At 57.4% G+C, this 21148-nt stretch carries 24 protein-coding genes; 17 read left to right on the top strand and 7 right to left on the bottom strand.

Translation table 11 applies throughout. The features are described 5' to 3' along the window. The 4 genes from RTK01_RS10035 to RTK01_RS10020 all read left to right on the top strand — a co-directional run. Window positions 1-464: AraC family transcriptional regulator (locus RTK01_RS10035; protein ID WP_312280832.1), on the top strand; the 464-nt coding region annotated here is incomplete at its 5' end. 237 nt (window positions 465-701) lie between these two features. Then, window positions 702-956 (top strand): sporulation transcriptional regulator SpoIIID, encoded by a 255-nt coding sequence (gene spoIIID / locus RTK01_RS10030; RefSeq protein WP_293009569.1) that lies wholly within the window; start codon window positions 702-704, stop codon window positions 954-956. Window positions 957-1011: 55 nt separating this feature from the next. After that, window positions 1012-1272: a hypothetical protein gene (locus RTK01_RS10025; protein WP_312280831.1), complete on the top strand. Its 261-nt coding sequence runs from the start codon at window positions 1012-1014 to the stop codon at window positions 1270-1272. Between the two features lie 279 nt (window positions 1273-1551). Continuing rightward, window positions 1552-2589, top strand: coding sequence for a YeiH family protein (locus RTK01_RS10020; protein ID WP_312280830.1), 1038 nt, complete (start codon window positions 1552-1554; stop codon window positions 2587-2589). 157 nt (window positions 2590-2746) lie between these two features. Here the strand turns inward: RTK01_RS10020 and RTK01_RS10015 are convergent, their stop codons facing one another. Further along, entirely contained in the window at window positions 2747-3208 is a 462-nt protein-coding gene (locus RTK01_RS10015) for a nucleoside deaminase (protein WP_312280829.1), read from the bottom strand. A gap of 78 nt (window positions 3209-3286) precedes the next feature. On the opposite strand from RTK01_RS10015, the gene RTK01_RS10010 reads away from it, so the two are divergent. The 9 genes from RTK01_RS10010 (at window position 3287) to tuf (ending at window position 9901) form a co-directional block, all read left to right on the top strand. Further along, entirely contained in the window at window positions 3287-3550 is a 264-nt protein-coding gene (locus RTK01_RS10010) for a DUF2508 family protein (protein ID WP_312280828.1), read from the top strand. Continuing rightward, window positions 3541-3804 carry a pro-sigmaK processing inhibitor BofA family protein gene (locus tag RTK01_RS10005; protein WP_312280827.1) on the top strand — a complete coding sequence of 88 codons (264 nt, stop codon included), beginning with the start codon at window positions 3541-3543 and terminating at the stop codon, window positions 3802-3804. Before RTK01_RS10010 ends, RTK01_RS10005 begins: the two co-directional genes overlap by 10 nt. A 262-nt stretch (window positions 3805-4066) precedes the next feature. Then, complete coding sequence (gene rplM / locus RTK01_RS10000) at window positions 4067-4498, top strand: 50S ribosomal protein L13 (RefSeq protein WP_312280826.1); 432 nt, start codon at window positions 4067-4069, stop codon at window positions 4496-4498. Between the two features lie 14 nt (window positions 4499-4512). Next, a complete protein-coding gene (gene rpsI / locus RTK01_RS09995; RefSeq protein ID WP_293009527.1) occupies window positions 4513-4917 on the top strand; it encodes a 30S ribosomal protein S9 in 405 nt (134 codons plus the stop codon). Between the two features lie 199 nt (window positions 4918-5116). Beyond that, complete coding sequence (locus RTK01_RS09990) at window positions 5117-5359, top strand: ribosomal L7Ae/L30e/S12e/Gadd45 family protein (protein WP_312280825.1); 243 nt, start codon at window positions 5117-5119, stop codon at window positions 5357-5359. Window positions 5360-5461: 102 nt separating this feature from the next. Further along, window positions 5462-5878, top strand: a complete 417-nt coding sequence (rpsL, locus tag RTK01_RS09985; RefSeq protein WP_294853347.1) for a 30S ribosomal protein S12 — start codon at window positions 5462-5464, stop codon at window positions 5876-5878. A 126-nt stretch (window positions 5879-6004) separates the two neighbouring features. Continuing rightward, window positions 6005-6475 (top strand): 30S ribosomal protein S7, encoded by a 471-nt coding sequence (gene rpsG / locus RTK01_RS09980; protein ID WP_293009524.1) that lies wholly within the window; start codon window positions 6005-6007, stop codon window positions 6473-6475. An 11-nt stretch (window positions 6476-6486) separates the two neighbouring features. Then, window positions 6487-8595, top strand: a complete 2109-nt coding sequence (fusA, locus tag RTK01_RS09975) for an elongation factor G (RefSeq protein ID WP_312280824.1) — start codon at window positions 6487-6489, stop codon at window positions 8593-8595. A gap of 100 nt (window positions 8596-8695) precedes the next feature. Then, window positions 8696-9901 carry an elongation factor Tu gene (gene tuf, locus RTK01_RS09970; RefSeq protein WP_312280823.1) on the top strand — a complete coding sequence of 402 codons (1206 nt, stop codon included), beginning with the start codon at window positions 8696-8698 and terminating at the stop codon, window positions 9899-9901. A gap of 184 nt (window positions 9902-10085) precedes the next feature. Here the strand turns inward: tuf and RTK01_RS09965 are convergent, their stop codons facing one another. The 6 genes from RTK01_RS09965 to RTK01_RS09940 all read right to left on the bottom strand — a co-directional run bounded on the left by RTK01_RS09965 (window position 10086) and on the right by RTK01_RS09940 (window position 16996). Further along, window positions 10086-11015: a nucleoside hydrolase gene (locus tag RTK01_RS09965; protein ID WP_312280822.1), complete on the bottom strand. Its 930-nt coding sequence runs from the start codon at window positions 11013-11015 to the stop codon at window positions 10086-10088. Further along, window positions 11012-11968, bottom strand: a complete 957-nt coding sequence (locus RTK01_RS09960) for a nucleoside hydrolase (RefSeq protein ID WP_312280821.1) — start codon at window positions 11966-11968, stop codon at window positions 11012-11014. Before RTK01_RS09960 ends, RTK01_RS09965 begins: the two co-directional genes overlap by 4 nt. 33 nt (window positions 11969-12001) lie before the next feature. After that, window positions 12002-12970, bottom strand: coding sequence for an ABC transporter permease (locus RTK01_RS09955; protein ID WP_312280820.1), 969 nt, complete (start codon window positions 12968-12970; stop codon window positions 12002-12004). A 1-nt stretch (window position 12971) separates the two neighbouring features. After that, window positions 12972-14132, bottom strand: coding sequence for an ABC transporter permease (locus tag RTK01_RS09950; RefSeq protein WP_312280819.1), 1161 nt, complete (start codon window positions 14130-14132; stop codon window positions 12972-12974). Continuing rightward, window positions 14125-15696 carry an ABC transporter ATP-binding protein gene (locus RTK01_RS09945; RefSeq protein ID WP_312280818.1) on the bottom strand — a complete coding sequence of 524 codons (1572 nt, stop codon included), beginning with the start codon at window positions 15694-15696 and terminating at the stop codon, window positions 14125-14127. Before RTK01_RS09945 ends, RTK01_RS09950 begins: the two co-directional genes overlap by 8 nt. 166 nt (window positions 15697-15862) lie before the next feature. After that, window positions 15863-16996: a BMP family ABC transporter substrate-binding protein gene (locus tag RTK01_RS09940; RefSeq protein ID WP_312280817.1), complete on the bottom strand. Its 1134-nt coding sequence runs from the start codon at window positions 16994-16996 to the stop codon at window positions 15863-15865. Between the two features lie 338 nt (window positions 16997-17334). Between RTK01_RS09940 and RTK01_RS09935 the strand changes: the two genes are divergently transcribed. The 4 genes from RTK01_RS09935 to RTK01_RS09920 all read left to right on the top strand — a co-directional run bounded on the left by RTK01_RS09935 (window position 17335) and on the right by RTK01_RS09920 (window position 21129). Further along, window positions 17335-17865, top strand: a complete 531-nt coding sequence (locus RTK01_RS09935; RefSeq protein ID WP_312280816.1) for an isochorismatase family cysteine hydrolase — start codon at window positions 17335-17337, stop codon at window positions 17863-17865. Window positions 17866-17959: 94 nt separating this feature from the next. Next, window positions 17960-19561, top strand: a complete 1602-nt coding sequence (locus tag RTK01_RS09930) for an MBL fold metallo-hydrolase (RefSeq protein ID WP_312280815.1) — start codon at window positions 17960-17962, stop codon at window positions 19559-19561. A 40-nt stretch (window positions 19562-19601) separates the two neighbouring features. After that, entirely contained in the window at window positions 19602-20951 is a 1350-nt protein-coding gene (gene rlmD / locus RTK01_RS09925; protein WP_312280814.1) for a 23S rRNA (uracil(1939)-C(5))-methyltransferase RlmD, read from the top strand. A 19-nt stretch (window positions 20952-20970) separates the two neighbouring features. Continuing rightward, window positions 20971-21129 carry a PhzF family phenazine biosynthesis protein gene (locus RTK01_RS09920; RefSeq protein ID WP_397352662.1) on the top strand — a complete coding sequence of 53 codons (159 nt, stop codon included), beginning with the start codon at window positions 20971-20973 and terminating at the stop codon, window positions 21127-21129. Window positions 21130-21148: the final 19 nt, after the last annotated feature.

Here is a 21148-nt window from a genome sequence, read left to right as displayed (position 1 = left end):
CCAAATTCCTTTTTCCGCAGCTTCATGAAAAAATGGAGCGTCTGGACGGCCTCTGCCGTCAGATTGCAGACTATGTCCAGCATCATTTTTGTGAAGGATTGTCTTTAGACAGGATGGCGAAGGAACTGACCTATAACCGAAATTATCTCTGCAAGGTATTTAAGCAGGCGACGGACATGACAATCGTTCATTATGCCAGCTATCTCCGCATCTCAAAGGCTGTGGATATGATTCGCTATACCAACGAGAAAATGTCCGATATTTGCGAGAGCAGCGGGTTTCGGGATATTCACTATTTTTCAAAGGTGTTTAAGCAGATTACCGGCCACACGCCGGGAGAATTGCGAAACCGGCAGGAATATGACATGTATACCGATATCCTTCAGCACGGAAGGTTTGTCTATCGCTATTACAATGGCCCCAACACGGATGCTGAGACTTCAAAGACGGGGGAGCCGGACTGAGTATGCGTGCTCTCGGTGTGCTAAGGTACAAATAAAAAGAGCGGGACCTTTGGCAATACTTAGGTGTGCGAAAGGCTCTGCTCTTTTGTGTATGAGAAGGGGGGCTGCGGCGGCTGATTCCGAAAAGCCTGCTGCGAGGCTGTAAATTACGCGTCGTCCCGCCCCGCGCGTTTGACGTACATAACCGTCTGGCTTTTTGCATAGGATGGAGCAACGCAAGGCGGGGAGTGTTGCTTTTTGAAGGGAAACATGGAGGAGCGGGCCGAGCAACTGGCCCAGTACATCATAGAAAACCGGGCGACGGTCCGCGCCGCCGCCGGAAAATTTGGAATTTCCAAATCAACCGTACATAAGGACATCACAGAGCGGCTGCCCAGAATGAATCCGGCGCTGGCGGCGCAGGCGCGGCGGGTGCTGGACGTGAACAAGCAGGAGCGCCATATCCGGGGCGGAATTGCCACCAAGGAAAAATATCTCCACGGGCATCGGTGACGGGAGGCAAAAGCCGCCCGGAAACCGGCACAGTTTAGAACTGGAGGGAGCTTTGATGGAAAATAAATTCAATCGGGGCCGGAGCGCGGCTGCTTCCCCCATCCCGGAAGCGGGCGCCTGCGAACCGGAAGTCCGCCGGTGGGTTCATCCTATTCCGCAGACTGGTGGCCCGGCGCTCCCGGAGTCCACGCTGCATTATATCTGCTGCGCCCTCAGCTATCAGAACGAACTGCTCAGCGAAATCAGGACGCTGCTGGAGCAGTTCTGCGGGGAAGAGTCCAATAATTCGCCGCCCGGTGATCAGGTTCCGGAGTAAACGGGGAAAAACGGGAACCGGTTTCTTTTCGCACAAGGTGCAGGCGCAGCAAAACGGGCCAGCCGGCAGGCTGGCCCGTTTTACTTTTGGAAGATTGGATGAAAAGAAGTTTTGTCTCTTGCAAGTATTATAATAACGGCAATATGTTAACCGAAAAAGCAAGGATTGTTACAAAAGTATGAAATCTTCTACCGCCAATTAAAAACAAATAAGACGTTTGAATTTCCGCGTTAGAAGGCGTATGATAGCGAGAGAATTTTGTGAAAAGAGGAAAGACCAATGCAATTTTTAAAGAAAAACGGACTGGGGCTGTTGCTGTGTCTGGCGATTGCCGCGCCGTCCTGGCTGCTGGGCAAGCGGTTTCCTGTGGTGGGCGGGGCGGTGATTGCCATTCTGGCGGGAATGGTGATCGCGTTTTTCCTACGAAGCAGGGACCGTTTGGAGAGCGGAATCAAATTTGCCTCCAAAAAGATTCTTCAGTGGGCGGTGATCCTGTTGGGCTTTGGGATGAATCTGCGGGTAGTGATCGAGACGGGGAAGCAGTCCCTGCCCATCATCCTGTGCACCATCGCAACCTCTCTTATGATTGCCGCCGCGTTGCATAGAGCGCTTCACATCCCCGGAAACATCTCCACGCTAGTGGGGGTGGGCTCCTCTATCTGCGGTGGCAGCGCCATCGCCGCCACCGCCCCTGTGATCGACGCGGACGATAAAGAGGTGGCGCAGGCCATCTCGGTGATTTTCTTTTTCAATGTGTTGGCGGCGGTGTTGTTTCCCCTCCTTGGAAGTGTGTTGGGCTTTGACACTGGTTCCGGCGAGACCTTCGGCGTGTTTGCAGGCACGGCCATCAACGATACCTCCTCTGTCACTGCCGCCGCTTCCACATGGGACAGTATGTGGAATCTCGGTTCCGCCACGCTGGACAAGGCCGTGACCGTAAAGCTGACCAGAACCCTTGCCATCATCCCCATCACGCTGGTGCTGGCGCTGATGCGCGCCCGCCGGGAAAAGGCTGCCGGGGGTACGGGGAAGGCCCTGCGGCTCCGGGATATTTTCCCCTTCTTTATTCTCTACTTCGTGGCGGCCTCCGTTGTCACCACCGTGGCGCTGCGGATGGGGGTTCCGGCGGCGGTTTTTGGTCCGGTGAAGGAGCTGAGCAAGTTTTTTATTGTAGTGGCAATGGCCGCCATTGGGCTGAACAGCAACCTCGTCGAGCTGATTAAAACCGGAGGGAAGCCTTTGGCCCTGGGGGCCTGCTGTTGGGTGGGCATTACCGTGGTCAGCCTTGTGCTGCAAAGGATCTTGGGCATCTGGTGATACCGGACAGAGAATACCGCAAGAGAATTTTCATCTGCGGCGCTCCGTCTGGGGGAAGTCCTTCGGTGATTCGGACCGAAAGGAAAAGTAGGCGGCGCATTTGCGCCGCCTACTTTATTTAATGGAATGCATGGAAGCGGACAAAAAAGAGAAGCCGCTATTTGCCGTGATCGCCATTCCGAAGGGATTGAAAAAACGAGGCCAGAAGCGCACGGCACTCCTCTGCCAAAATTCCGCCTACCAGCGCCGGGGGGTTGGGAAAGCTCTCTATAAACAGATTTGTTACCCCGCCGCAGGCACCAAAGATCCCGTCCCGCGCGCCGTAAAAAACTTTGGCAATCCGGGCGTTTAAGATTGCTCCGGCGCACATGGGGCAGGGCTCCAGCGTTACGTACAGGGAGCAGTCCTCCAGCCGCCAGTCTCCAAGGCGGCGATTGGCGGCGGCAATCGCGTCCATTTCTGCGTGGGCGGAGGCAAGGCCGCATTCCTCCCGCCGATTGCGGCCCTCGCCGACAATTTCGCCCTCCCGAACAATGACGCAGCCCACGGGAACCTCTCCGGCTTCCGCAGCCTCCCGGGCCAGCGCTAGCGCCCGGCGCATAAAATCCTCGTGCTCCATGAAAACCTCCGTATAGAAATTGGAATAATTGTCCAAACTCCCCGTAAGATATAGTGCGCAAAGAAACGGGGGAGTCATATGAAAAACTTATTCTTTTCCAAGCGTCCCGTACAGGAGTCCGAATTGTCGATCCTGCAAAGCGAGCTGCGCGCGGCCCAAGGTGAGCTGTCTCTGGCGTATTGTCAGTTCGATCTGGCAACGGACCCGGAGCTGGTGGAGTCCTGCGTCTACCAGATCAGCGCGGCCAAAGCCCGGTGCAATTACCTGATCCGCGCCATCAAGGCCCGCTGCCCCGACACAGCGGCGATGACCCGGACGGAGGAGGCCGCCACATGGACTTAAGTCATAAAATCATTCTGGGAGTGCTGGCGATTTTTCTGCTAGCCGCGCTGCTGCGCATTTTCAAGGCGCCGTTGAAGCTGGCCGTCAAGCTGTTGGCCAACACCTTTCTGGGTTTTCTCGCGTTGTATCTAGCGGGGCTGACGGCCCCGTGGACCGGCATCGCACTGGGCCTGAACATCTGGAATGCCCTGGTGGTGGGGATTCTGGGCCTGCCGGGGTTTGTGCTTCTGTTACTGGTGCAGTGGATTCTCTAGTGGCTACATATTAAAATCAGGTGCTTGATGAAAGACGGGGGCGGAGAAGCGCTCCCGTTCTTTTTGTAAAAATCAAAAATAAAACAAGCAATTTCGAGAGATATCTTGAGAAAAATAGAGATAATCGAAGGTATCATATATCTAAATCAGATTTGTGTTGACATTGCCGAAATAGGGTGGTATAAATAAACGTGCTTTGATTTTACCCTGATCCGTCAGGTTTGTAAAGAAGATCAAGAATTTCATATACGGAGGAAACAACATGTCCACTTTTATGGCCAACGCGTCCAATATTGAGCGCAAGTGGTACATCCTGGACGCCGCCGGCAAGCCCTTGGGCAAGACGGCCGTCCGAGCTGCCGACATTCTGCGCGGCAAGACCAAGCCCACCTTCACTCCCCATGCCGACTGCGGCGACTTTGTGGTTATCATCAATGCCTCCAAGGCGGTGCTGACCGGCGACAAGGGCAACCAGAAGATCTACCGGAGACATTCCGGCTGGATCGGCGGACTGAAGGAGACCCCCTATCGCATCCTGATGCAGGAGAAGCCGGAGCTTGCTATGCGCGAGGCTGTCCGGGGCATGCTGCCCAAGAACAGCGTGGGCCGCTCTTCTCTGACCCGGCTGCACATCTATGCCGGCGAAAACCATGAGCAGCAGGCACAGATGCCCGTGGCGCTCGACGCGGAATAAGGAGGAAGAACAGAATGTATCAGTCTAAGAAGCCCTATCTGTACGGCACTGGCCGGAGAAAGTCCTCCGTGGCTCGCGTTCACCTGTTCCCCAACGGTACTGGCTCCATTGTCATCAATGGCCGGGACATTGACGAGTATTTCGGTCTGGATACCCTGAAGATGGTGGTCCGTCAGCCGCTGGAGTCCACCTCCAACACCGGCAAGATGGACGTTGTTGCCACTGTTGCCGGCGGCGGCGTGTCCGGTCAGGCCGGCGCTCTGCGCCATGGCATTGCCCGCGCCCTGCTGCTGGCCAGCGAGGACAACCGGCCCATCCTGAAGAAGGCCGGCTTCCTGACCCGCGACCCCCGCATGAAGGAGCGCAAGAAGTACGGTCTCAAGGCCGCCCGCCGCGCACCTCAGTTCTCCAAGCGTTGATTTTTCACGAAATCCCCGGAACCGCTTGGTTCCGGGGATTTTTGCCTTAAAAGAACAGATGGGGATTTGTGCACGAAAAAGGTCCACCGGAAAGGAAATCTTGGGAACAAATGCTTGACTGCGGCAAAAAGTCATGATATAATTCCATTCTGCGCGGATATTCCGCGAATTTTGCCATGCGAATGTGAGGGAGAACCCCGTGCTGGAGGAATTGACAGGAAAATCCAGAGTCGTGGGCGTGAAGCAGTCCCACAGGGCCATTGCGCAGGGACAGGCCGCAAAGGCGTTTCTGGCTTGCGATGCCGACCCGGCGCTGCTGGAGGCCCTTGCAAAAAGCTGCGAGAAGATGGGCGTCCCTGTTGAAGGGAAGCACACCATGGCGCAGCTTGGCGCCGCCTGCCGCATCAGCGTGGGCGCCGCCGTAGCCGTCCTTTTGAAATAGGATGGAACATTTCGGTTTTTTCGGAATAGCTTACCGGCTTTCCGCGAAAAATAAAGGCTGTGCGTTTTACAGTCAACCTATTTGACAAGAAAGGAGAACAGTATGCCTACTTTTAACCAACTGGTCCGTAAAGGACGGGAGCAGGCCAGCTACAAGTCCGCATCCCCCGCGCTGCAGTTCGGCCTGAACACCCTGAAGAACCGGAGCACCGATCTGCCCTCCCCTCAGAAGAGAGGCGTTTGCACCGCTGTGAGAACGGCTACCCCCAAGAAGCCCAACTCCGCTTTGCGTAAGATCGCCCGTGTTCGTCTGACCAACGGCTACGAGGTCACCGCTTATATCCCCGGCGTGGGTCACTCCCTGCAGGAGCACTCCGTCGTCATGATTCGCGGCGGCCGCGTGAAGGATCTCCCCGGCGTTCGGTACCACATTGTCCGCGGTACTCTGGATGCGCAGGGCGTTTCCGGTCGTATGCAGTCCCGTTCCAAGTACGGCGCCAAGCGGCCCAAGTCCAAGTAAGGACAACTCACTGAAAGCTTTGCCGAATAGGTTTATATAGATCACCTCTTTGGCGGGCATTCACGGAAGGCAAATTTGCCTTTTGAGTACCTATGACATCATATTATTATGAAGGAGGGAAGCATCGTGCCGAGAAGAGGTAACGTTCCCAAAAGAGAGGTTTTGCCCGATCCCGTTTACGGCTCCATTCTGGTGACCAAGCTGGTCAACAGCGTGATGCTGGACGGTAAGAAGGGCGTAGCCCAGAAGGTGGTCTACACGGCCTTCGACCAAATCAAGGAGAAGACCGACAAGGACCCCGTTGAAGTGTTCACTCAGGCCATGGAGAACATCATGCCCAGCCTGGAGGTCAAGGCCCGCCGAGTGGGCGGCGCCACCTATCAGGTGCCCCTGGAGGTTCGTCCCGCCCGCCGTCAGACCTTGGGCCTGCGGTGGCTCACCGCCTATGCCCGCTCCCGCGGGGAGCGCACCATGGCGGAGCGCCTGGCCAATGAGATCACGGACGCATCCAACAACACCGGCGCCGCCGTCAAGAAGCGCGAGGAAGTCCACAAGGCTGCCGAGGCCAACAAGGCGTTTGCGCATTTCCGCTATTAAGGAGAAAGACTATGCCGAGAAAAAACTCGCTCGAAAACACCCGTAACATCGGCATCATGGCCCATATCGACGCGGGTAAAACCACCACCACGGAGCGCATCCTGTTCTACACCGGTGTGAATTACAAGATCGGTGAAACCCATGACGGCACGGCCACCATGGACTGGATGGCTCAGGAGCAGGAGCGTGGCATCACCATTACGTCCGCTGCCACCACCTGCCACTGGAAGGGCTCTAAGAGCCAGTTCCCCGATACCCGCATCAACATTATTGACACCCCGGGCCATGTGGATTTCACCGTGGAAGTGGAACGCTCTTTGCGCGTGCTGGACGGTTCTGTGACGGTGCTTTGCGCCAAGGGCGGCGTGGAGCCCCAGTCTGAAACCGTGTGGCGGCAGGCCGACACCTACAAGGTTCCCCGCATGATTTACGTCAATAAGATGGATATCATGGGTGCGGATTTTTACAACGTTCTGCGGATGGTGGAGGATCGGCTCAAGTGCAACGCCGTCCCCATCCAGCTTCCCATCGGCAGCGAGGATACCTTTAAGGGGATCATCGATCTGGTGGACATGAAAGCGGACGTGTATTATGACGATCAGGGCAAGGACATGCGTGAGGAAGATATCCCCGCCGACATGACCGATCTTGCCAATGAGTACCGGGAGAAGCTGATGGACGCAGTGTCCATGTTTGACGACTCCATTATGGAAGCTTATCTTGGCGGCGAAGAGGTTTCCGCGCAGAAGATCCGTGCGGCAATCCGCACGGCCACCGTCAACAACAAGATGATTCCTGTCACCTGCGGCACGTCCTATAAAAACAAGGGCGTGCAGAAGCTGCTGGACGCGGTTGTGGACTATATGCCCTCGCCTGTGGACATTCCCGCCATCAAGGGTGTGAACCCCAAGACCGAGGCGGAGGAAGACCGCAAGCCCAGCGACGACGAGCCCTTCTCTGCTCTGGCGTTTAAGATCATGACCGACCCTTATGTGGGCCGTCTGAGCTTTTTCCGGGTCTATTCCGGGCATCTGACCACCGGTTCCTCCGTGCTGAACAGCACCAAGAACCAGAGAGAGCGCATCGGCCGCATTTTGCAGATGCACGCCAATCACCGGGAGGATATTGATGAGGTCTTCGCAGGCGACATTGAAGCGGCTGTGGGCCTGAAGAATACCACCACCGGCGATACCCTGTGCGACGAAAAGGCCCCCATTATTTTGGAGTCCATGGAGTTCCCCGATCCCGTTATCCGCGTGGCCATCGAGCCCAAGACCAAGGCCGGTCAGGAAAAAATGACGATGGCCCTGATCAAGCTGGCGGAGGAAGACCCCACCTTCAAGACATGGACCGACGATGAGACGGGGCAGACCATTATCGCCGGCATGGGCGAGCTGCATCTGGACATTATCGTGGACCGTATGCTCCGCGAATTCAAGGTGGAGGCCAACGTGGGCGCACCTCAGGTGGCTTACAAGGAAACCATCAAGAAAAAAGTGGAGCAGGACACCAAGTATGCCCGCCAGTCCGGCGGCAAGGGCCAGTACGGTCACGTCAAGATCCGTGTGGAGCCCAACGAGTCCGGCAAGGGCTACGAGTTTGTCAACGCCATCGTGGGCGGCTCGATTCCCAAGGAATATATTCCCGCGGTCGACTCCGGTATTCAGGGCGCTCTGAACGGCGGCGTGTTGGCTGGCTTCCCCGTGGTGGACGTGAAGGTCACGTTGTACGACGGCTCTTACCACGAGGTGGACTCCTCTGAAATGGCGTTTAAGATCGCTGGCTCTATGGCCTTTAAGGAGGCCTGCCGCAAGGCTGATCCCACGCTGCAGGAACCCATCATGAAGGTTTCCGTCACCGTGCCCGACGAGTATATGGGCGACGTCATCGGCGATTTGAACAGCCGCCGCGGACAGATCATCAAGCTGGAGGCCCGTCCCGGCGCCCAGCAGATTGACGCTCATGTGCCTTTGGCCGAAATGTTCGGCTATGCCACCGATCTGCGCTCCCGCACACAGGGTCGTGGTCAGTACACCATGGAACCCAGCCACTATATCGAAATCCCAAAGAACATCCGGGACAAGATTGTGGCTACCCGCAACGGGAACAAGGCTGAATAATTGGGGATTGATTTTCCCCGTATTTTACTGTAAAATGGGGAGCACTGAATATAACTGCGCTGCCCGCAAGGATTTTTTAAATTGACAGGAGGATCATCAAATGGCTAAGCAGAAATTTGAGAGAACAAAACCCCATGTAAACATTGGTACCATCGGTCACGTTGACCATGGCAAGACCACCCTCACCGCCGCTATTACCAAGTGGCTGTCCCTGCAGGGCAAGGCCAAGTTTGAGGCCTACGATTCCATTGATAAGGCTCCCGAGGAGAAAGAGCGCGGCATTACCATCAACACCGCTCACGTTGAGTATGAGACTGACAAGCGTCACTATGCTCACGTTGACTGCCCGGGCCATGCCGACTATATCAAGAACATGATTACCGGCGCTGCCCAGATGGACGGTGCAATTCTGGTTATCGCCGCTTCCGACGGCCCCATGGCCCAGACCCGCGAGCACATTCTGCTGGCCCGTCAGGTGGGCGTGCCCGCCATCGTTGTGTTCCTGAACAAGTGCGATCAGGTGGACGACGCCGAGCTGCTGGAGCTGGTAGAGATGGAAGTCCGCGAGCTGCTGAGCAAGTACGAGTTCCCCGGCGACGACCTGCCCATCGTCAAGGGCTCCGCGCTGAACGCGCTGGTTTGTGAGTCCACCGATCCTGCCGCTCCCGAGTATGCCTGCATCAAGGAGCTGATGGACGCGGTTGACGACTATATCCCCACCCCCGAGCGCAAGGAGAATATGCCCTTCCTGATGCCCGTCGAGGACGTGTTCACCATCTCTGGCCGCGGCACCGTGGCCACCGGTCGTGTGGAGCGCGGTATGCTGAAGCTGAGCGAGGAAGTCGAGATCGTCGGCATGGCGGAAGAGAAGCGCAAGACCGTCGTCACCGGCATCGAGATGTTCCACAAGCTGCTGGACTACGCTGAGGCTGGCGACAACATCGGCGTGCTGCTGCGCGGCGTGGACCGCAATGGCATTGAGCGTGGCCAGGTTCTGGCGAAGCCCAACTCCATTCACCCCCACACCAAGTTCAAGGGCCAGGTCTACGTTCTGAGCAAGGACGAGGGCGGCCGTCACACCCCCTTCTTCAACAACTATCGTCCCCAGTTCTACTTCCGTACCACCGACGTGACCGGCGTCATCTCCCTGCCCGAGGGCGTTGAGATGTGCATGCCCGGCGACAACGTGGAGATGGACGTGGAGCTGATCACCCCCATCGCTATCGAGAAGGGCCTGCGTTTCGCTATCCGTGAGGGTGGCCGTACCGTTGGTTCCGGCGCTGTCATCGAGGTCGAGGAGAAGTAAGAATTTCTGAATGCTGCATTCATGCGCTTTTGGAATGACTGAATTACTCAAAATATGGAGCGGTGTGCTTTAGGCACACCGCTCCGTTTTTTATTGAGAGAGTCCGTTTATAGGGTATTTGACGCAAAACAGGCGGCTTTTGGGAGTCGCCCAAAAGCCGCCTTGTAATATTCCAATGCCGACCTCAGTATTGCAGCAGCAGTTCCCGAACCTTTGCGGCAAAGCTGTCCCGGTCCACATCCAGCACCACGAAGACGTTTTGCTGGGGGAACTGTCTGTCGCTCCACAAATCCGTGACGGTTTTGCCCAGCGTGAGATTCCCCCGGGTTTCCACGTAAACGCCCGCCGTCTCTCCGGAAAACAGCTCTGGACAGGCCAGAAACAGCACGGGGCAGGTGTCGTGGCAGCAGAGACCGGGGCCGTTTAGCCGCTCAAAGAAGCTCAGGGCCAACTGGTTGCTCTCCCGGACGAAGCGGCACACCGGCGTGCCGTGCGCGCCAATCCCGTCCACTTCCTCAGGGGTGAGATAGGCCTGCATGGTCACGTCCAGTCCGCACATGACTACGGAAATGCCGGAGCGGAAGACCGCCTGCGCGGCATGAGGATCGCCGTAGATGTTAAACTCCGCCGCGGGAGTCACATTGCCGCCTTTCGCCGCGCCGCCCATGATAAGAATGCGCTTTAAAAGAGTTTTCAGCTTGGGGTACTTGCCCAGAGCGATGGCGAGGTTTGTAAGCGGCCCCACTGCCAAAACCTGAAGCTCACCGTCGGCGGCTTCTGCCGCCTCGTACAGCGCGTCCCACGCGGGTATGGTTTCCCTGATTGCGGGGGAGGAGGGAAGCTCCACCTCGCCCACGCCGTTTATGCCGTGGACCAGAGGGGCGGTGTGCAGCGGGACGAACAAGGGGTGCTTCGCGCCGGGATAGACGGGCGTCTCAATACCCGCCAGATGACAGACATTCCGGGCGTTTTCAAAGGTCCGATGTAACTCTGCATTGCCCGCCACGGCGGAAATGCCCTTCAACTCAAGCTGAGGCAGCCGCGCCAGCACCAGCAGAGCCACCGCGTCGTCCACGCCCAAATCGGTATCAAACCAGACAGGGATTTTACTCATACCGCAACCTCCCGTCCGTCGTAGGTTTTTACGGCCTCGGCCATCAGGTCCACAAATTTTTCACGCTGAAGGTTCAGGACACACCGGGCATTGGGCGCGCGGTGAAACTTCCCCTGCGGGTCGCCCACGGTGGCGCCGCGGCAGTATTCTCCGCCGGTTTCAATGCCCACATACATCTCCTGAATGGTAAACAGCTCCGGGTGCAGCAGGGCCGCCACGGCCACCGCGTCGTGGACGGGGGCGCCCTGATAACCAAGGTCCCTGTGGAACTTGAAAAAGAATTCCAGCCAGTCTGCCACCACGCCCGCCACCTGATTGCCAACGGCCCGGATGCGCTCAAAATCCTTGGGGAAAATCAGGGCCTGCTCCGTTACATCCAGTCCGGACATCAAAAGGGGAAGACCGGAGGAAAAGACAATTTCCGCCGCCTCCGGGTCCGCCAGAATGTTAAATTCCGCCGCCGGAGTCCAGTTGCCGAAGCCCAGTCCGCCGCCCATGACGGAAATCTGAGCAATCTTGGCTTTCAGCTCCGGATGAGACAGCAGCAGGGCGGCAACATTCGTTTCCGGTCCGGTGGCAATGATGGTCACGGGGTCGGGACTTTCCCGCAGGACCTTTGCCATCAGTTCCACTGCGCTTAAGGGGGAGAGCGGGTCTTCCGGACGAGGAAGACTGGGGCCATCCAGCCCCGTCTGCCCGTGGATATTCCCGGCGGTGATAGGGTCGCAGAGAAGGGGCTTGGGCAGGCCCATAGCGATGGGCGCGGTAATCCCCAGCAAGGCGCACACGCGCCGGGCGTTAAAGGTTGTTTTCTCAATGGTCTGGTTCCCGGCGGAGGAGGTGACGGCCAGAATGTCAAGCTCCGGGCTGGCCTGCGCCAGCATCCAAGCCATGGCGTCGTCGTGGCCGGGGTCGCCATCAAGAATCACAGGGCATTTTTTCGGACTTTTCATATGCGGTTTCCTTTCAGGCGGGCTGTGTGCAGCTTACTTTCCGGCGGTGGAGGCCAACGCGGCGGCAGAATGACGATGCCGCGTGCGGCTCCGGGCCACCAGAGCAAAAATCACAAGCCCCAGAATGGTCACGAGATAGGGGATAGGAGAAACAAGATTGGAGTCCGCTCCCAGAGACGAAACTTTGATGCCCAGCGCCTGAGCAAGACCGAAGACCAGCGCCGCCAGCATGGCCCCGAAAGGCTCACCCGCGCCCATGGCCTGCGCCGCGAGGGCGATAAAGCCTCGGCCCGCTACCATGTCTTGGGACCAGCCCATGGCGTAGTACATAGACATATACGCGCCGCCAAGGCCCGCCATGGCCCCAGAAAAGCCGATGGCAATATACCGGATGCGCAGCACGCTGACGCCCACAGAGGCCGCCGCGTTGGGATTTTCACCCACAGAGCGGATGTTCAGGCCCAGCGGAGTCCGATACAGCATCACCCAAGTGAGAAACACCAGCAAAAAGGCAAGGTAAGTCAACACGCTGTGGCCGGAGAGAATGCCACCCAGAATGGGGATATCCTTCAAAAGCGGAATGTTGACGGAGGGCGTCTGAAGGCTTTTGGTAATCAGGGAGGTGGTGGAGGCCATGGCGGAGCCCTCGGTGAGCTGGGTGATGACTTTTACCAGAAACAGCGTGCCGCCCGAACCGATCATGTTCACCGCCACGCCGGTTAGAATAATGTCGGTTTTCAGGTTGAAAGAGAAAAAGCCCATCAGCAGGGACACCAGAATCCCGATCAGCAGGGCCAGCAGAACACCCACAAGCCAGCTTCCGCTCCAATACGCGGAGAGAGAGCCGAAGAGGGCAGAGATCATCATGATGCCCTCAAGGCCGATGTTGGAAATACCGGCCTTTTCTCCGATGACAGCGCCCAGCGTGGCGAAAAGAATAGGTGCTGTGATGCGCAAGACGGAGAAAAAGAAATCCATGGTAAAAATACGTTCCAGCAGCATATTACTTCACGCTCCCTTCCGCCGGAGTGGCCTTTGCGGCCAGCTCCGCCTGCGTGTTGCGGACCACCAGCTTCTGCCGGTAGCGGGAGAGGAACTGCTCTGCCGCGAAGAACAGGAAAATCAACGCCTGAATAATGTCAATCAACTGGGCGGGAACGCCGGAATAGGTGGACATCAGGTTGCAGCCCTTGTTGAGATATGCCATAAAAAAGGCCGCCAGAGGCACAAAGGCAGGGTTGTTTCCGGCGAGAATCGCCACGGTGATGCCGGTCCAGCCGTATCCCGGCAAAGCGCCCCAAGAGAAGGAGGTATAGCGGCCAAGCATCTCAATGCTGCCGCCCATGCCCGCGAGAATGCCGCCCAGCACCTGCGAAAGAATCACGATGCCGCCCACCTTCATGCCGGAGTACATGGCAAAGTCCTGATTGATGCCGATCATGCGGATGGCATAGCCCCAGCGGGTGCGGTACATAAACAGCGCAGTGATCACCACGAAGGCCAGCGCCACCACAAAGCCCCAAGAGAGCTTGGACCCGTTGTCCACCAGTTGAGGAATCGCGGCCCCTGTCTGAAAGGGATAGGACTGAATCTGCCCCTTGCTTTTGTCGGCCAGATAGGTGTTCAGCAGATATTTGATGAGGTACATCACCACGTAGTTCAGCATTAAGGAGTTTACCATTTCGCTGACGCCAAGCTTTGCTTTCAGCACGGCGGGAATCAGCATCATCACGCCCACGGAGGCCGCCGCGATCAGCACACACACCACGGGCAAAAGCCCTGCGGGCAGATCCAGATAAATGGCGGCCAGCGCACCTGTAAAGGCACCCAACATGACGCCGCCCTCCGCGCCAAGGTTAAACTGGTTGGCGGAGAACATGACGCAGGTGGCAAGGCCGGTAAAGATAATGGGAATCATGGAAGCCAGAATGTCGGAAAGGTTTTTGACGCTGATGCTTCCGTTTGCCCGGAAGGCGGGGCCGATCAAAAGCTGGCGCAGGGCGCCCCCTGTCAGCGAAAGCTTGGCGGAGACAGCCGCGCCAAAAGCGGCGCCGTCCGGCGCGTCGGCAGAAATAAAAATCAGAAGCGTTGTCACCAGCAGGGCAATCAAAATAGCCGCGCCGCCCCGGATGAGACTGAAGAGTATGCTTTGTCTCTTATTCATGGCAGACCCTCCCAATCTCTTCAGGGGCCTGCTGCTTCAGGCCCAGCATGTATTCGCCCATCTCCTCGTCGGTGAGGCTGGATGTGTCTTCAAAATAAGCGGCAATCCGTCCGCCGTACATGACCATCAGACTGTCGGACAGTTCCATGACCTCGTTCAGATCGGCGGAAACCAGCAGCACGGCAATGCCAGAGCGGGAAAGCTCCACCAGCTTGCGGCGGATAAACTCCGTCGCGCCAACATCAATACCACGGGTGGGTTGGTCGGCAATAATGAGGGTAGGGCTGTTGGAAAATTCCCGAGCCACCACCACTTTTTGAATGTTGCCGCCGGAGAGCATTTTCACTTGCTGGGCCCCGGATTTGCACAAAACAGTGTAGTCGGCAATTAGTTGGTCGCACTCTTTGTGGATGGCCTTCATGTCAAACATGGGGCCCCGGTTCAGTCGTTTTGCCCCGGCCCGGTCGGAAATCAGGTTATCCTCAATGGTGCCGTCTCCCGCAATGCCGTAAATCATCCGGTCTTCCGGAACCAGAGACACACCGAGTTCCCGAATTTTCCGCTGGGACTGGCCCAGAACGCTGATGCCGCTTACTTCGGCAGAACCGGCGTTGGGCAGATTCAGGTGGAACAGCATGTCCACCAGCTCCTTCTGCCCGTTGCCCTCCACGCCCGCGATGCCCAAAATCTCGCCTCGGCGCAGGTCGAAGGACAGCTTGTCCAGCATTTTTTTGCCCCACTCGTTGACGTATTCCAGATCTCGGACCCGCAGCACGGTGTCTCCCGGCTCCGCCTTGCCTTTTTCCACCTTCAGCACCACGTCCCGGCCAACCATCAGGCGAGAGATTTTCTCCGGGCTTACGTCCTTGGTTTCGTAGACGCCCATGGACTTTCCACCCCGGAGAATGGTCATGCGGTCGGTAATCTGCATAATTTCGGTCAGCTTGTGGGAGATAAAGATAATGGTGTAGCCCTGCTCCTTGAGATGGATCAGCTCCTTAAACAGCTCCGCTGTTTCCTGCGTAGTCAAAACGGCGGTGGGTTCGTCCAGAATCAAAATTTTTGCGCCCCGGACCAAAGCCTTGAGAATCTCCACCTTCTGCTTCATGCCCACGGGAATGTCGCATACCCGGGCGTTGGGGTCCACATGGAGATTGAATTTTTCTGAGTATTCCTTTGTAATCTGGACGGCCTTTGCCTCGTCAATCAGAAAACTGGACTTTTTTGGAACCATCCCCAGCACCATATTCTCCGCCACGGTAAGGCTGGGCACCAGCATAAAGTGCTGGTGGACCATGCCCACTCCTTTGGAGATAGCCACGGAGGGGGAGGTAAGGGACACCTTTTCCCCGTTCAGCCAGATTTCGCCGCCGGTAGGCTGCTCCAGACCGAACAGCATTTTCATCAACGTAGATTTCCCCGCGCCGTTCTCTCCCATCAGGGCGTGAATTTCGCCTTTGCGAATGTTCAGCTCAACGTCCTGATTGGCGGCGATGCCGTTGGGATAGACCTTGGTAATGCCAAGCATCCGAACGACGTACTCCTCTTGTTTGTGCTCCTGCATGTATGGGATTCCCCCTCTGCGTTTTTCTGTGGGTGGTTGAAACGGATTTCGGCGGACTGGCCTCCTGTCCGCGCGCGAAACGAGCGGCCTGCCACTCGCTCCGCGCCCGGGCGGGAGAGACAAAGAGGGGGCGAAGGCCCCCTCTTTGTCTGAAAAAGCGGGAAGATTACGGACGGACCGCCTCGCGCAGGGCGACAACGCCGTCACTGTCGGTGATGGCGGAGGGAACGGTGACAGCACCGTCGATGATGCTCTTCTGCGCGGCCTCCACGGCGGCCTTCGTCTCGGCAGAGGCATATTTGTCATAGTTCTTGTCGGTGACAATGCCGACTCCGCCCTCGGTGATGCCCAGCAGGATGTTCTGGCCGAAGAGGTCCTGACCGGCGTCCCACTGGTCAAAGAACCAGATCAGGGAGTTGCCGATGTTCTTCAGGCCGGAGGTGAGGGTGATAGCGGCCAGATCAGGAGAGAAAGTCAGCTCCTGGTCGGAGTCCACGCCCAAGAACCATGCCTTGCCGGTTTCAAGAGCGGCTTCCGCAGCGCCGTTGCCGGAGTTGCCCGCCACGCCCCAGATCACGTCGCACTTGTTGTCGTTAATCATGGAGTTGGCATATTCCTTGGCGATGGCGGTATCCACATAGTCGTTGGTGTAGCGGGTGTCCACCTTCACGTCGGGGTTGACGCTCTGAGCGCCCAGAATAAAGCCGTACAGGAAGTCGTTGATGACGGGGCTGTCCACGCCGCCGACGAAGCCCAGCACCGCGTCTTCATTGATGTGGTCCACGGTGGTGTCAACAGTCATGCTGGCGGCAAACACGCCCATCAGATATCCCAGATCGTTTTGCTTATAGTTGATATTCACCACGTTGGGTTGGCTGGACTCGGAGTCATAAATGAGGTAGTGCTGGTCGGGATACTTGGCGGCCACCTCGTCCAGATACTCGGGCATCTGATAAGTACCACAGACAATCAGGTCGTATTCGCCGGAGTCGGACACCTCGTAGAGGTTAGACAGCCAAGTGGGCTGGTCGGCGTCGGTGCCGCCCATTTCAATGGTGTTCAGGGTGATGCGGCCGTCGGCCTTCAACTGCTCAAGTCCGGCGTTTGCAGAGTCAAAGAAGGACTTGTCCCCCAGATTGCCGTTGACAAGGTTGCACACGTTGTATACCTTTCCGGCGGGAGCCTCGGAGCCCGAGCCGGAAGAGGGCGTGGACCCGGCGGGGGGAGTGGAGCCGCCTCCGCAGGCGGCCAGAGATAGCGTCATAGCCAGTGCAAGAGCAAGCGCAAACAACTTTTTCATGAAAAGACCTCCAAAATAATTTAGCTCAAAGCTCCCCAAAAACAAAAGAATCTGTGTTAATTAGGAACTTTGAGCTGGCATAATTGTAGCGGTTTTGGTGTCAAAAGTCAATTTGCGAAGAAAGATTTTTCTCTTTTTCACAAAAAAATTCGGCAAATTCGGGCAAAACCGCCGTTTGGGCGGGAAGGGCAATAGATTTCCCTCTCGGAGGAGCGGAAAAGGAGGCAAGAACCCTTGGGTTTTTTATTGTGCATTTAAGAATTTGATGCTACAATAGCAGGAATAAACGGTAAAATATAAGCGGCTGCGACTGGCAGCGGGAAGGATCGGGAATCGGTATGGATTGCCTGTTTGTCATCGACTACCAAAATGATTTTGTGGATGGAGCCCTTGGCTTTCCCGGCGCGGAAAAGCTGGACGGGTCCATTGCCGCCAGAGTGCGGGCCTATGGTCCGGGCCGCGTCTGGTTTACCAGAGACACCCATTCCGAGGATTACCTTCAAACCCGGGAAGGGGCGTTTTTACCCGTGGTCCACTGCGTAAAAGGGACCCCCGGCTGGGAAAACTACGGTGAGACGGCCAAGGCCCTTGAAGAGGTGGGGGCGGTTGGCATCGACAAGCCCGCCTTCGGCATGGATACCGGCGATCCGGCGGTGCTGGCGGAGCTGCCCAAGGAAGCGGAGCGCATCGAGCTTTGCGGGCTGGTGTCCAACATCTGCGTTGTCAGCAACGCGGCGGTGCTGCAAAGCCGCTATCCTCAGGCCCGCATCGTGGTGGATGCCGGACTTACCGCCAGCTTTGATCCCGATCTGCACGAAAAGACCATGGACGTGCTGGCGGGGCTTCAGGTGGAGATTTTGAACCGCTGACAGGTGCTGTAAAGGAAGTAACACTGCGGGGCGGACAAGCCCTGCTCTGCGATATTATAAATGTGAAACTCTAAAAAATACGGGAGGACATTCCATGAAGCTGAGTTTTTTTGGCGCGGATCAGAGCGTCACCGGTAGCTGCCACTGTCTGGAGGTCAACGGCAAAACCATTTTAATCGACTGCGGCTTGCAGCAGGGGCGGGATGAGGTCTCCAACGAGGAGTTTCCCTTCAATCCCGCCGGTGTGGATTATGTGCTGCTGACCCACGCCCACATCGACCACTCGGGCCGGATTCCCAAGTTGATTCGGGACGGGTTCCGGGGTCAGGTAGTTACCACCCGTCTTACGGCGGATTTGATTAACATTATGCTGCTGGACTCCGCCCACATTCAAGAGCAGGACGCGGAGTGGAAAAACCGCAAGGGCGAGCGGGCGGGCCGCGAGCCGATGGAGCCGCTGTACACCGTGGAGGATGCCCAGAAGGTGGGGGAGTATGTGCACCCCTGCGAGTACAATCAGATCATTGACTTGTGCGAGGGCGTGCGGGTGAAATTTCAAGATGCGGGCCACCTCCTTGGCTCCGCGTTTATCTGGGTGGAAATGACCGAGGCCGGTGTGACCAAGACCATTGTTTTCTCGGGGGACATTGGCAACGTGGACCAGCCCATCATCCGGGACCCCTCCACATTCCCCGGGGCGGACTATGTGGTGATGGAGTCCACCTACGGCGACCGGAACCACAAAGAGGTCTGGAGTTATACGGACGATCTGGCGGAAATCATCGACAAGACCATGGCCCGAGGCGGCAATGTGGTGATTCCCTCCTTTGCCGTGGGCCGCACGCAGGAGCTTTTGTACTTTATCCGGGAGATCAAGGACAAGGGTATGGTAAAGTCTGTTCCCAACTTCCCGGTTTATATCGACTCGCCCCTTGCCAGAAAGGCGACACAGGTCTTTACAGGCGACCTGAGGGGCTATCTGGACGAGGACGCGCTGGCGCTGGTGGCTGACGGGACCCATATGTTCAACTTTCCCGACCTGCGCATGACCGAGACGGTGGACGAGTCCCGCGCACTGAACGAGGATCGCACGCCCAAGGTCATCATCTCCGCCTCCGGCATGTGCGACGCGGGGCGTATCCGCCACCATCTCAAGCACAATCTCTGGCGGCCCGAAAGCACCATCGCCTTCGTGGGCTATCAGGGAGAGGGGACTCTGGGACGGCAATTGCTGGACGGAGCGCAGACCGTCAAGATGTTCGGTGAGGAGATTACGGTCCGGGCGGAGAGGGTGAACTACACGGGCCTGTCCTCCCACGCAGACCGGGATCATCTAATTGCATGGATTTCCGAGTTCAAGGACCCCAAACCTCAGCAGGTGTTTGTGGTTCACGGCGACCGGGATGTGGCGCCCTTCTTTGCCGAGACGCTGCGGGGCATGGGTTTAGACGCTCACGCGGCGCAATATACGGAGATTTACGATCTGGCCGCCAACCGGCAGATTGAAACCGGATATCTGCCCGAGCGCAAGGCCAAGACCGTGGACGGGGTGAAGCTGTCGGCGGCCTATGAACGGCTGACGGCTGTGGGCAGGCGCGTGGCGGAGGCCATTACCCGGGCCAGAGGCCGGGATAACAAGAGCGTGGGCAGGCTTGCCGACCAGCTCAAGCAGGTTTTGGACAAGTGGGAGGCGTAACGCCTGTCCGTTCCTGCCACTTTACAATAAGGAAACGATTATGGAACGTTTATTGCTGAATCAGGCATATACCGGCACGGTGGAGGGCTACTCCAGCGAGGGCTTAGGCATTGTTCGCATCAACGGCGCGGTGGTATTCGTACCCCGCGCCGTCCGCGGCGAAGAGGTGCGGCTTCGCATTGTCAAGGCTATGAAAACCAGCTACGCGGGGGAAATTGAAGAAATTCTGACCGTCTCACCGGAGCGGGTGGAGCCGGACTGCCCTTATTTCGGGGAGTGCGGCGGCTGTGTCTACCGCCATATGACCTATGCAGAGGAGCTGCAATCCAAGCTGCAAAAGGTGAACGACGCGCTCCGGCGCATCGGGGGCCTTATGCTGCGGGCAGAGGAAATTCTGGGGGCGGAAAATCCGCTTCACTACCGCAACAAGGCCCAGTACCCGGTGGGGGCCGACGGCGCGGTGGGCTTTTATCGGCGGCGGAGCCACCGGGTGATTCCCGTCGAGCGCTGCCAAATCTGCGCCCCCGCCGCGGACAAAACCGCCGGAGCCGTTGGCGCGTGGATGAAAAAATACGGCGTTTCCCCCTATGACGAAAAAACGGGGAAGGGCCTGGTGCGGCATGTCTATGTCCGAACCAACCGGGCGGGGGAGAGCCTTTGCTGCGTGGTGCTGAACGGGAAAAACGCCCCTCGGGAGCCGGAGCTGTCCGCCATGATTCTGGCCGCCGCGCCCAAGACCGTGGGCGTGGTGCTCAACGGCAACGTCAGCCGGGGCAACGTGATTCTGGGGGAGCGGTATCGGACGCTTTGGGGGCAGGATTTTCTGATGGACGAGCTGTGTGGGTTGCAGTTCAAGCTGTCCGTGCCGTCGTTTTATCAGGTGAACCGGGAGCAGGCGGAGGTGCTGTACGGCAAGGTTGTGGAGTTCGCGGGGCTGACGGGGACGGAGACGGTGCTGGATTTGTACTGCGGGGCCGGGACCATCACGCTGGCAATGTCGAAGGCGGCAAAGCGGGTAATCGGCGCGGAGATCGTACCGGAAGCAATTGAAAACGCCCGGGAGAACGCGGAGCGGAACGGAATTTCAAACGCAGAGTTTTTTCAGGGGGACGCAGCGGATATTGCGGCGAAGCTGGAAAGAGAGGGCCTGCGGCCCGACGTGATCTGCGTGGACCCGCCCCGGAAGGGGCTGGCCCCGGAGGTGGTGGACAGCGTGGCCGCCATGGGACCGGAGCGGGTGGTGTATGTCTCCTGCGACCCGGCGACGCTGGCTCGGGATTTGAAGCGGTTTGCCGAGCTGGGCTATCGGGCGGAACGGGCCGTGGCCGCGGACCTCTTCCCGGGAACGGCGCATACAGAAGTAATTGTCGGATTAAGCCGTACTATGTGATAAATTGGAGTTTGGAGATATGAAGATAAACGTATGCACATTAAACTCCTTTGCTAAAACAAAAGATGGCGGAAACCCGGCAGGTGTTGTTATGAATGCAGATTCATTATCTGATGAAGAAATGAAAAAAATTGCTGCTGTTCTTGGATTCAGTGAAACTGCTTTTGTATCACAATAAAACGCGCAGATTTTAAAGG

Source organism: Oscillibacter sp. (assembly GCF_031978065.1).
Taxonomy (GTDB): Bacteria; Bacillota; Clostridia; order Oscillospirales; family Oscillospiraceae; genus Oscillibacter.
This window is presented reverse-complemented; position numbering and strand designations above follow the sequence as displayed.